This window comes from Pedobacter segetis, assembly GCF_016623585.1.
In the GTDB taxonomy this organism is placed as follows: Bacteria; Bacteroidota; Bacteroidia; order Sphingobacteriales; family Sphingobacteriaceae; genus Pseudopedobacter; species Pseudopedobacter segetis.
In genome coordinates this window covers 53,744-65,308 of the sequence record NZ_JAEHFY010000016.1, presented here as the reverse complement: position 1 = coordinate 65,308, position 11,565 = coordinate 53,744, and the positions used below count along the sequence as shown (strand labels likewise).

Genomic DNA, 11,565 nt, shown 5'->3' with positions numbered 1-11,565 from the left:
GCCTAAACTCCATCATTCTTCTCATACTCGCCCATAATGCTAAAATTTACGGTGTGTTTTAAAATCCTGCGTATGGCATCATCATAATTTTTGGCGTTTTCCCATTCTATATCCACATAAAAATTATATTCGTTGCGTTTTCCTAAAACGGGCATCGATTGTATCTTACTCATGTTGATATCATTATCGGCTAAAATATTCAGCACATTTGCCAGAGAACCAACATCGTTACTCACTTGGAAACATAGCGATGCTTTATTTGCATTTTTATTTTCTATCTGTTTATCTGTTAAGATCAAAAAACGGGTATAGTTTTTTTTGTTAGATTCTATTCTGCGTTCTAATATGTTTAAGCCATAAAGCTTTGCCGCTAAACTGTTTGCAATGGCTACTGTATCAGTAAGTTGCTCTTCTTTGATTTTCTTTGCACAGGCTGCCGTATCGCTACTTTCAATCACTTTTAACTCTGGGAAATCATCTAAAAAATCTCCACATTGGCGTATGGCAATAGGGTGGGAGGTTACGGTTTTAATATCTTCAAAAGCAACACCCGGTAGTGCCATTAAGTGTAATTGGATATGAAGGTAAACCTCACCGATTACCGGGAAATTATACTCCCTTAATAAAGTGTAATTTGGCAATAAACTTCCGGCAATACTATTTTCGATGGCCATTACCACAAAATCAGCTTCGCCATTTGCTAATTTCTGAAAAGTATGTTTGAACGAAGTACATTCTATGGTCTCAATATCTTCTCCGAAGAATTTGAAAGCAGCTTCTTCATGAAATGAAGCTTTAATACCCTGAATCGCAACTCTCTTTTTAGTGTTCATTTTTTTGTTAAAAAAAAACCCGGCTGTTTGGCCGGGTTTTATGTTTTTATAATTTAAACATATTATGCCCGGCTTTTATTTTTAAAATAAAAGTAAGCATAGTAATATGTAGTGTTTTTTGTCATTTTTTTTATTGATGTGCCAAATCTACACAATAATCCGAAATCACAAAATAAGAATTAAATTTTTTTTAAAATATTTTAACAGAATTAAATGTGGTTGATATGATACATTACTTTGATAGAACGGGGTGCATTAATAAACGCTACCTAATAAAACAATTTTAAATAGAATCTTTGAGTTCTCTTTGCATTACTCTTGCCGTTTGTGAACTCCCATCGTGGCTCCAGCCGGGGGCATAAAAAATATATTTTAGTTTATCGTTCAAACTTGGTGATTTATCAAGATCTTCTTTTATGTTTTTGAACTCATGAAATATGGTTTCTATCAAACCATCGTTTACCGGCGGTTTTGTTATCCCGAAGATCACCTTTTCTTCTGGCATTTCTTTTTGAAAGGTACCAAACCATCTATCCCAGATAATTAATACCATGCCCATGTTTTTATCTAGATATTTGATGTTAGAAGCATGGTGCACACGATGGTGGGAAGGGGTAACAAACAAGTACTCGAACCAATTAGGGAATTTAATAACCGTTTGTGTATGGATGATGTTACCGTACATCTGGGTTAAAAGATATATAAAAAGCACATCTACAACTTGGAAACCCATCAGCGGGAGCGGGATATAAAAAATCATCCTATAAAGAGGCTCAAAAACAGTTGATCTAAAACCCGTGGTTATGTTAAAATGATTTGATGAATGGTGCGTTACGTGAATTGCCCAAAAAAACCTGCTAAAATGGCCTAAAGCATGCAACGCCCAGTATAAAAAGTCTTGGGCTACAAATAATAGCAGATAATATAAAACGATGTTTTCTATCTCAAAAAAACGGAATCGATAAAAAAAATCTAAAACAAACAAAGAAGCCCCTTGGGTGGCCAAATTCACTAAAAAAGCCGCAACCATTAAATAAATATTGGTAAGGGTATCTTTTTTTTGATATAATTTTAAATCTTTTGAGTAGCTGTAATACATTTCTACAATGGATAAAATGATGACCATTGAGAACAAAATAACTACAGATAAACTCCTCGAATTTTCAAACAGCATTTTAGGGTATGATTAAATAAATGTTTATTTAACGTTGCTAAATTATTAATTTAAGATGTTTGTGCGATCGGTTATTTTAGAATATTGATTTTGGTTGACAAATTTGGATAATACGTTTAAATATATAATTTTATACTCGTCTTTTAACGATTTTGAAGATGCTTTGCAATATTTTAGCGCAATACAATCCAACTGTGAAATAATCATTACAAGAAATTCTAAAGATTTCAAAAAATCTCTGGTGCCTATAATGAGTGCAGGTGAGTTTTCGTCAACGCTAATCTAAACAGACTGGTAATATCTTAAACTTTCTAAAATCAACCCTTCTTCAACAAAGCTATCAAAACTACAAGAGCCAATCTTGTTAGGTAATGAGAAACTTATTTTACCATCGAGGTTCTTTTTATCTTGCTTCATGATGTCTATTAAAGCATTGTTTATGCCTTCCCTTATTTTGTACCTGCCAAAAAACCTAACAAAAGCAGTAGTTATTTTCTCTAGGCCTTCTTCAGATAATCCATTAATTTCTTTGGCGAGATAAGCTTCGCAGATCATTCCGATGGCGATCGCCTCGCCATGTAAAAGGGGGTTTTTCTCGTTAACCAAAGACCAAGATTCTATGGCATGGCCTATGGTATGGCCATAGTTTAAGGTCTTGCGTATGTTTTTTTCAAAGGGATCTGCTAAAACAACTCTATTCTTTATCTCTACAGAACGATAGATTTGTTCTGCTGTAATATCTTTAGCATCGTTTAAAAGCACTAAATCATCAAAAAAAGCTGCATCGGCGATGATACCATGTTTTATAACTTCGGCAAAGCCTGATGTGAGTTCTCTAAAAGATAAGGTTTTTAAGAAATCTGTACAGATAATTACCGCTTGTGGCTGTGAAAAAGTACCGATGATGTTTTTCACGTTATCCATATCAATACCTGTTTTGCCCCCAACAGAAGCATCAACCTGTGAAAGTAGGGTAGTGGGTATGTTTAAAAAATCGATGCCGCGTTTAAATGTAGAGGCGGCAAATCCTCCCATATCGGTCACAACACCCCCACCTAAATTGATCAATAAAGCATTCCTGTCTGCCCCGAAATCTAACAGCATTCTCCAAATACCGATACAGAAATCTATGTTTTTATTTTCCTCGCCGTTAGGCACCTCAATGATATCAAAATCTGTTAAAGCAGGTAGCTTTTCTTGTAAAACAGGTAAACAATGTTCGCTTGTTTGCTCATCAACCAAGATAAAAATTTTAGAATATCTTTTTTTGGCGAGTGCTGCCGTTAAAGTATTTAAACTATCATCAAAAAATACCTGATAGCTATCATTTTTTATTGGTTTCATATTATATTTATTGTATTCCCGTTAAATTTAACCACGTCTCCCTTTTTCACTTTTAGGCGTTTTCGATAATCTATTTCTCCGTTATAACTCACTAAACCATCGGTTATAACCATTTGTGCCTCTCCGCCAGAAGATACCAGGTCTGTTATTTTTAAGAGTTGTACCAACTGTATATATTCTCCTTTTAACGTAAATTCTAACATAACGGCAAACTTACAAAAATAGCCCTTGTTGTATATCAATAATATTTAATCATTTTATAATTTTGCTTCTTATATCCTTTTTAAAATGAACACTAATCCAATTGAACCACAAAGTTTATCTTTTGATGATACCGAAATTGCTTTTAAGCACCAAAGTGATAAGGAATTGAAAAAATCTTACTGGTTGTTTAAGGCCATCAGCAATAATATATTGGTAAATGTAGGTCCGTTTATCACAAAAATTGCCATGGCGATCAAACTACCTATTTCAAAAATCATCAAAAGAACCATTTTCAAACAATTTTGTGGCGGCGAAACTATTGAAGAATGTACAGCAACCATTAATAAATTAGCTAAAGCAGGAGTAGGTACAATTTTAGATTACTCTGTTGAAGGGGAGGAGGAAGAAAAGATTTTTGAAAAAACGGCTACCGAAGTAATTAATACCATTAAAAAAGCGGTAGAGATGCCACAAGCTATCCCGTTCTGTGTGTTTAAAATTACGGGGATCGCCAGGTACCAGCTTTTAGAGAAAATTAACGATAAAAAGGAATTGACGAAGCTAGAATCTTTTGAATGGCAAAAAGCGATGTTAAGACTAGAAAATATCGCCAAAACAGCCCATAGTTTTCAGAAACCCATTATGATCGATGCCGAAGAAAGTTGGATACAAGACGCAATCGATAGTTTGGCTTTAGATTTAATGCGGATATATAATAAAGAGAAAGCCATTATTTATAATACCTATCAATTGTACAGGCATGATAAGCTATCGTGTTTAATTACCGATTTAACCATTGCACAAGCAGAGGGTTTTGTTTTAGGAGCTAAGTTGGTACGTGGTGCGTATATGGAAAAAGAGAGAAAAAGGGCTTTAGAAATGGGTTATGCCTCGCCGATACAAACCGATAAAGCAGCAACTGATAGGGATTACAATTTGGCTTTATCTTTTTGTTTGGATAATTTGAATGACGTAAATTTTGTTTTGGGAACACATAACCAGCACAGCTGCGAAGTGTTGATAGAAAAGATGGAGTTTAAGGGAATCGAAAATGATTATCCAGCTGTATATTTCTCGCAATTATTAGGCATGAGCGATAATTTGAGCTTTAATTTAGCTGATGCGAATTATAATGTTGCAAAGTATGTTCCTTATGGCCCTGTTAAAGCTGTTTTGCCATATTTGTTTAGAAGAGCAGAAGAGAATACAGCCATCGCCGGACAAATGGGAAGGGAACTAAAATTGATCTCTTCAGAGATGAAGAGAAGAGGGATTTAGTTAACTATGGTCTTTATACGCTGTTTGTTATTTATTCTACTTAACATAATATAGATTATAGGACAAATATAAGGTAAAAAAATATCAAGCCCTAAGGCTTGATATTTTAATTTATGTAAGGTAAGATAATTTGTTGTAAAACAAATATTTAAACTCGTTTAACTTTTACCGCATTTAAACCTTTCATTCCTTTTTCTAATTCAAAAGTTACGCTATCGCCTTCACGTATATCATCGATCAATCCGTTTACGTGTACAAAATATTTTTCTTGCGTACCAATTTCTTTTATAAAACCAAAACCTTTGGCATCGTTAAAAAAATCGACTTTACCTTTTTTAGGTAATGTTAGATCTTCTTCTTCTTGTTTAGAAACTCCAATTTCTATTGAACTTGCATCTATCTCTTTTTTCTTTCGAGTTGGATCTGGTGGCGTAGTTGTAATGTTCCCGTATTCATCTACATAAGCCATCATGCTTTCTAAGCTTCCATCGGTAGAATTTTCTTTGCGTTCTTCTTTTTTCTGTTGCTTTTCCTGTCTTTTCTTTAATCGTTTTTTTTCATTCTCCTTTTTACTAAAGGTTTCCTGTGATCTGCCCATTCGTTATATTTAATTGTTAATTACCTTTTTTATCAAATACTTTCATTTTTAGCTTTACTTATAAAATCCATTAACTGTTTGGTTTAAAGGATGAAAACATCTTTTAAGTAAGATAAACCTTTAATACTAGCGATGGATGAAAATTTAAGGGATATGCAATTATTTGCTTGGTTAAACGCCGCTTTAAGGAAATCTGATATGAAAGTATTTGAGCAAATATAATAAATATCGGCCTAATATTTATGTTTGCCTTATTAAATAGTATCATTTATCGGCGTTAAGCCTTATTTTTCTTAGCGTAATGACACCAAAGACAATTAAGCAAAGCTTTAACCAGACTGTACCAGCCAGGTAAGCAGCTAAAATATCAGTTTGCCCTACCCTTTTAAGCTATCAATTTTTTCAAAGTTTACGTGTAGCTCTTTTTCTAGCTCTGTTATTCTATCTAATTCAGATGGTGCCACAAAAGCGATGGAATAACCTTTTTTGCCAGCTCTGGCAGTTCTTCCGCTCCGGTGAGTATAATATTCTATTTGATCTGGCAATTGATAATGAAGCACATAAGATAAGCTATCTACATCAATACCTCTGGCAGAAATATCGGTTGCTATTAGAATTTGCAGTCTATTGCTTTTGAATAAACGCATCACTTTTTCACGGTCTCTTTGTCCTAAATCGCCATGTATAGCTTGCGCCGAAATGTTTTTGGCAACCAACTGTTTCTCTAATGTTTGCGCTGATGCTTTAGTTCTACAAAAAATAATGCCCCTATCGTTTTGCTTCAATTTTAAAAACTGACCTAAAACGTTTACTTTATCTTTTATATCTGCAATTATATATTGATGGGTTATAGATTGATTGATGATATCTTTCTTTTCCACTTCGATCCTAAAGGCATCATCTGCCATAAAATCATCAATAATTTGCTTTAAGGTTTGAGGGATGGTTGCAGAAAAAAGCCAAGTGTTCGCTTTCTTATTGGTGTAGTTTAAGATCTTATCAATATCGGGTTTAAAGCCCATGCTCAACATCTCATCGGCCTCATCCAAAACTACCGTTGCAACTTTTTCTAGGTTGATGATGTTTCTTTCTAAAAGATCGATCAATCTGCCTGGCGTAGAAACTACGATATGTGTCGGTCTTTTTAATCGCCCAATTTGTAGGTCTATTTTTTCTCCGCCGTAAACGGCTTCTGTAAAGACCTTAAAATTGGCGTATTTTGTGAATTTGAACAGTTGTTTAGCAATCTGTTGTGCTAATTCTCTGGTAGGGCAAACCACCAAAGCTTGTATCTGCTTAATCTCTGGATCTACGCGATGTAAAATAGGTAAACCATAAGATGCCGTTTTACCAGTACCTGTTTGCGCTTGGCCAATAAAATCTGTTCCGTTCTTTAGTAAAAACGGGATGGCCTTTTTCTGTATTTCTGTTGGTGTTAAAATATTGTTCTCTTCTAATGCCTGTATAAATTGCTCAGAGATGCCTAATTCTTGAAATGTATCCAAAATAATGATTTTTAATAAAGCATAAAGGTAAGGTTTTAATGAAAACAAATTTCTAAACTTTACTTTTGTATCCCAACATCATGATAAAGCCATTAAAAGATTTTAAGGATTTTCTTTATACCCAATATTTTTCTGATGGGATAAAAATCACGATCGGGGTTATGTTGCCCTCGCTTATTTTCTTTCAGTTTAATCTGTTAGAAATAGGCATCACTATTTCATTAGGCGCATTATGTGTAAGCATTGCCGATAGCCCCGGCCCTTGGATACACAGAAAAAATGGGATGCTTTTTACAATTTTGTTTATTTCTTTAACATCATTTGTTACAGCTTTGGTAAATACCAATGTTTATTTATTGAGCCAAGAGATATTTTCTTTCTGTTTCGTTTTTGCGATGTTTAATATTTATGGCGAGCGGGCTGCGGCTGTTGGTACTGCCGCCTTACTGGTTATGGTTTTAAATATTATACCCGGTAAAAGCAGCTTAAAACTATTTGAACACGCTATTTACGTAATATTGGGCGGGGGATGGTACTTTTTATTGAGCATTGCTTTTTCTAAAATAAGACCTTACAGGTATGCCCAACAAACTTTGGGAGAATGTATTAGCGAAATTGCTGATTATTTAAAACTAAGGGCAAGGTTTTATACGCCAGAGATTTCTGTTGAGGATAATTTTAAGGATTTGGTAAACCAGCAAATTAAGGTAAATAATCATTTAGATAATGTAAGGGAGGCTTTATTTAAAACACGAAAGCTATTAAACGACTCTACCAATGCTGGCAGGTTAATGGTAAAAATATTTGTGGATATGGTAGATCTTTTTGAGCAAACCATGGCTACCAACAATGATTATGATACGATCAGAAGAAAATATGAGGGCAAAGATGTTTTAATTCATTTTAATGAGTTGATCTTAAAACTCTCTAAAGAAGTGAATTACATTGGTTTTTGCTTAGTTCACCAAGAAAAGCCCAATAATAAAACGGTAACCATCAAAGATTTAGATCATCTTAAATATAAAATCGATTTGTTAGAGAAATCTGGCGAAAATGTTTTGATACTTAAAAAGATATTGATCAACCTGAGGAACATTTATAAAAGGACGTTGGCGATCCAGAATTATTTTGGCAAGGAGACCCAAGAATTAAAGAGCAGCTCTACCCCTGCCGAGTTATCTCGTTTTGTGAACCATCAAAGTTTTGATTGGAAACTTTTTAAGAATAACCTAAACCTAAATTCATCTGTTTTTAGGTTTTCTTTAAGGCTTGCGGTGGTTTGCCTTTTGGGTTTTATGATCGGGAAACTGTTTTCTTTTGGGCACCATAGTTATTGGATCATACTTACCATCTTGGTGATCTTAAAACCGGGTTTTAGCAATACTAAGCAAAGAAATTTTGAAAGGGTAATAGGGACAATTATTGGTGGGATTTTAGGTGCTTTAATTTTAACGTTTGTTGTTAGCCAAACCTTAAAGTTTATCATTTTATTAGTAGCCATGCTTATTACTTACAGCTTTATACGGGTAAGGTACATTGTATCTGTTATCGCCATGACTCCTTTTGTTCTGATATTGTTCAATTTTATAAACACCACAAATAACACTGCCATTTTAGCCAGCGAAAGAATCTTGGATACTTTATTGGGTTCTTTATTGGCAATTTTGTTTAGTTACTTCTTTTTACCGGGATGGGAATCTTTACAGTTTAAATCTTATTTGGGGAATATCTTAAAAGCAAACCTCAATTATTTTGAGCATATCATTTTAAGGCAATCTTTAATGCCGGTTTCAGAAACAGAATATAAACTAGCAAGAAAAGAGGTTTATGTAAATACGGCAAACTTGGCCGCTGCTTTTCAAAGGATGATCAAAGAGCCTAAAAGCAGGCAAAACCATGTAAATGAAATCCATAAGTTTGTGGTTTTAAACCATATACTCTCTTCTTATTTGGCTAATTTATCTGCCATGTTTTTAGATAATAAATCTGCCATTAACTCAGAACAATTAAAATTGATAAGAAAAAGCAGGTTTTATTTAGAAGAGGCCATTGAAAAGGTAAATGACCGAATGAAAGGAACAACCAAGAACAAATTGCACATCCATTTATCAGAAAATAAAGCCGATCAAGAAGTTACAGAACAATTGCAATCAATAAACAAGCTTTCCGCAGATTTGAATAAAATAAGCGAAAAGCTATAATCTTAAACTTTTTTTGGGGGCAGATCAAAGGCTATGGCCTCATGATCAAAGTTCCCTTTATGAGAACCATCACAAAATGGTTTGTTGGCGGATAATCCACACCTGCAGATAGAAACTATATCTCTACCCTGTAAATTATATTCGTTCCCATCTTTATCAACTATTTCAAAATCGCCATGTACTTTTAGCGATCCATTACTGTTTACCGTAAGTTTTGTTTTAGACATCTTTATCGTTTTGGTTTCAAAAGTAGGTAATATTAGCACAAAAAAATAGCGTCATCGGTAAGAAAGACGCTATTTAAAATGATTATTGTTCTATTTACAATCTATCAAAGCTAGGTTGATACCGTTATAAACAATCTCGAACTCGGTTCTTCTGTTCATTTGCTGTTGGGCCTCTGAGCATGGTACACCATCTGTGCAGCCATTTACCAATCTGCTTTTTCCGTAATATTCTACACTTATCCTGTTGGCGGCTATTCCTTTTTTTACCAAGTAAGCTTTGGCAGATTCTCCCCTGTTGTAAGACAACACCCTGTTATAGGCTTCTGAAGCCCTGCTATCACAATGGCTTCTGGTAATTACCTTTATATCAGGGTATTTAGTCATTAAATCTACCACCTTATTTAGATTATATTCTGCATCTGGCCTGATGTAGTATTTATCCAAATCATAATAAATATTATCTACGTTAAATACCTTTTTAAGAGAATCGCAATGATCAATTACAAACTTTTGCAGATCGTTAACCCCTTTAAGTTTTATAGGGATATAAATGATGGTGTCTTTTGTAATGCCATCGGTCCCGATATATCTTCTCTCTGGTAGATAATCTTTAAGTACTCCACGTAGTTCATAACCTTGGTCTTTCGCCAAGGGTTTTTCAAACTCTCCATTTTCGTTTAATGGCAATATTTCTTCATCATCGCCATTACGTAAAGTAACTTTTGCCAACATTAAGGGTTTGCCCGTATTGGCATCGGTAACTTTTCCTTTAAGGATAATCCCAAATTCTTTCTTTACAAAAGAATAGATATTATCATCGCCCAAGCGGTTAGAGCTCATATAGCCCGTTAATTTACCTGTTTTGGCCACTCCAAAATCATCATAAGGAGAATTAAACGGTGCACCTAAATTTTTTGGTAACCCAACTGGTTGTAAATCTTTTAGTTTGATAGAAAAAACATCTAAACCGCCCAAACCCGCTAAACCGTTAGAAGAAAAATAAAGGGTGTTATCATCATCTAAAAAAGGAAATTCTTCATCACCTTCTGTATTTATTTTTCTTCCCAAATTAACGGGACGGCCCCATTCACTTTTTTCGTTCAATCTTACAGAATAATATAGATCTACACCACCAGAACCACCGGGCATATCAGAGGCGAAAATCAATATTTTACCATCTTTACTTACCGTTGGGTGCCCAACAGAATATTGATCGTTGTTGTATGGGAAGGGAACTATTTCTGAAAGGTTCTCTCCCTTTGCGGTAAACATTTTTAGTTTTACCTTGCCATCTTTGCTGGTTGATTTGCTGGATCTATAATAATTATTACGAGTAAAGATGATTCCTTCTGGCACCACTGCCGATGGGCCTTCGTGAAACTTAGTGTTGATCCTATCAGTTAGTGGTACTATCTCATCTGTTGCATTTACGGCAATAGAAGTATAAACTTTTCTATCATAAACACCTACGATCTTTGTATCGTTAGCTGTTGGTGCAGTATTATCATCATTATAGATACCCTGTGTAGTTTTGGATGTAATGGTACTATCGCCAGAACTAGGTTGAGATTCTTTAATGGAATTTCTGTCTTTTATATAATAAAGATCGGAGAAGGGTGTGTTGTTCCAAGCAAAAACATATTTTACCGGTTTGCTGTAATACCTGTTGCTGGTAAACACAAGCCCGTTTTTATAAAGCATTGGGCTGTATTCTGATGCCGAGGTATTAAAATTTAGATAGTTTATAGTCCAGCTAGATTCTTTCCCAAAAGAATTTATATCCGCTTTTGAAAATGAGGCTGCCCTCCTATCGCTTGGCACCATGCTCAAATACCTTCTGTACCAAAGTTCAGATTTTTCATATTCTTTATCGGTTGCCAAGGCTTCTGCATATCTTAAAACCCATTCTGCTTTTAAATCGCTCTTTTTACTTAGGTTTTCATACCATTTTAAAGCTTGTGGATATTGCTTTGTTAAACGATAGCTATTTGCCAACATTTCTACAGCATTAGTATTAGAACTGTCTTTGGCAACTATTGGCAGCAATTGTAAAATTGCATCACTGTATTTTAAATTATTGTATGAATTGGTTGCAGCAACCATTTTAGCTTCTTTAGATTGAGCCATACTTAAATGCCCAACCATTAACATTAAAATAAAAAAGCCTAATTTTTTATATAATTTTTTCATTTTCAATATCG

Annotated in this window: 10 protein-coding genes; 2 read left to right on the top strand and 8 right to left on the bottom strand. The window is 34.4% G+C overall.

The annotated features are described in order from the left end of the window. Positions 1 to 2: 2 nt before the first annotated feature. The 4 genes from I5M32_RS12020 to I5M32_RS12005 all read right to left on the bottom strand — a co-directional run bounded on the left by I5M32_RS12020 (position 3) and on the right by I5M32_RS12005 (position 3,554). Entirely contained in the window at positions 3 to 833 is an 831-nt protein-coding gene (locus I5M32_RS12020; RefSeq protein ID WP_200586656.1) for a prephenate dehydratase, read from the bottom strand. Between the two features lie 283 nt (positions 834 to 1,116). Then, positions 1,117 to 1,932, bottom strand: coding sequence for a sterol desaturase family protein (locus I5M32_RS12015; RefSeq protein WP_234461947.1), 816 nt, complete (start codon positions 1,930 to 1,932; stop codon positions 1,117 to 1,119). 357 nt (positions 1,933 to 2,289) lie between these two features. Then, complete coding sequence (aroB, locus tag I5M32_RS12010) at positions 2,290 to 3,351, bottom strand: 3-dehydroquinate synthase (protein ID WP_200586652.1); 1,062 nt, start codon at positions 3,349 to 3,351, stop codon at positions 2,290 to 2,292. Next, positions 3,348 to 3,554 (bottom strand): RNA-binding S4 domain-containing protein, encoded by a 207-nt coding sequence (locus tag I5M32_RS12005; RefSeq protein ID WP_200586650.1) that lies wholly within the window; start codon positions 3,552 to 3,554, stop codon positions 3,348 to 3,350. The genes aroB and I5M32_RS12005 overlap by 4 nt, the downstream gene beginning before the upstream one ends. An 85-nt stretch (positions 3,555 to 3,639) precedes the next feature. On the opposite strand from I5M32_RS12005, the gene I5M32_RS12000 reads away from it, so the two are divergent. Continuing rightward, a complete protein-coding gene (locus I5M32_RS12000) occupies positions 3,640 to 4,833 on the top strand; it encodes a proline dehydrogenase family protein (protein WP_200586648.1) in 1,194 nt (397 codons plus the stop codon). A gap of 148 nt (positions 4,834 to 4,981) precedes the next feature. Here I5M32_RS12000 and I5M32_RS11995 read toward each other — a convergent pair whose 3' ends face one another. Continuing rightward, positions 4,982 to 5,431, bottom strand: coding sequence for a cold-shock protein (locus tag I5M32_RS11995; RefSeq protein WP_200586646.1), 450 nt, complete (start codon positions 5,429 to 5,431; stop codon positions 4,982 to 4,984). A gap of 377 nt (positions 5,432 to 5,808) precedes the next feature. Continuing rightward, a complete protein-coding gene (locus I5M32_RS11990; protein ID WP_200586645.1) occupies positions 5,809 to 6,936 on the bottom strand; it encodes a DEAD/DEAH box helicase in 1,128 nt (375 codons plus the stop codon). Between the two features lie 80 nt (positions 6,937 to 7,016). Here I5M32_RS11990 and I5M32_RS11985 point away from each other — a divergent pair, with 80 nt between their 5' ends. Beyond that, positions 7,017 to 9,137: an FUSC family protein gene (locus tag I5M32_RS11985; RefSeq protein WP_200586644.1), complete on the top strand. Its 2,121-nt coding sequence runs from the start codon at positions 7,017 to 7,019 to the stop codon at positions 9,135 to 9,137. A 2-nt stretch (positions 9,138 to 9,139) separates the two neighbouring features. Here the strand turns inward: I5M32_RS11985 and I5M32_RS11980 are convergent, their stop codons facing one another. Together I5M32_RS11980 and I5M32_RS11975 are read right to left on the bottom strand one after the other, a co-directional pair. Beyond that, positions 9,140 to 9,364 carry a CDGSH iron-sulfur domain-containing protein gene (locus I5M32_RS11980; protein WP_200586643.1) on the bottom strand — a complete coding sequence of 75 codons (225 nt, stop codon included), beginning with the start codon at positions 9,362 to 9,364 and terminating at the stop codon, positions 9,140 to 9,142. Positions 9,365 to 9,454: 90 nt separating this feature from the next. Beyond that, on the bottom strand, positions 9,455 to 11,554 hold the full coding sequence (locus I5M32_RS11975; RefSeq protein WP_200586642.1) for an OmpA family protein: 2,100 nt from the start codon (positions 11,552 to 11,554) through the stop codon (positions 9,455 to 9,457). Positions 11,555 to 11,565: the final 11 nt, after the last annotated feature.

Excerpts from the sequence above, each read along its gene's own strand:
- I5M32_RS12020 (WP_200586656.1), bottom strand. The coding sequence starts at position 833 with ATGAACACTAAAAAGAGAGTTGCGATTCAGGGTATTAAAGCTTCATTT.
- I5M32_RS12015 (WP_234461947.1), bottom strand. The coding sequence starts at position 1,932 with ATGTATTACAGCTACTCAAAAGATTTAAAATTATATCAAAAAAAAGAT.
- aroB (WP_200586652.1), bottom strand. The coding sequence starts at position 3,351 with ATGAAACCAATAAAAAATGATAGCTATCAGGTATTTTTTGATGATAGT.
- I5M32_RS12005 (WP_200586650.1), bottom strand. The coding sequence starts at position 3,554 with ATGTTAGAATTTACGTTAAAAGGAGAATATATACAGTTGGTACAACTC.
- I5M32_RS12000 (WP_200586648.1), top strand. The coding sequence starts at position 3,640 with ATGAACACTAATCCAATTGAACCACAAAGTTTATCTTTTGATGATACC.
- I5M32_RS11995 (WP_200586646.1), bottom strand. The coding sequence starts at position 5,431 with ATGGGCAGATCACAGGAAACCTTTAGTAAAAAGGAGAATGAAAAAAAA.
- I5M32_RS11985 (WP_200586644.1), top strand. The coding sequence starts at position 7,017 with ATGATAAAGCCATTAAAAGATTTTAAGGATTTTCTTTATACCCAATAT.
- I5M32_RS11980 (WP_200586643.1), bottom strand. The coding sequence starts at position 9,364 with ATGTCTAAAACAAAACTTACGGTAAACAGTAATGGATCGCTAAAAGTA.
- I5M32_RS11975 (WP_200586642.1), bottom strand. The coding sequence starts at position 11,554 with ATGAAAAAATTATATAAAAAATTAGGCTTTTTTATTTTAATGTTAATG.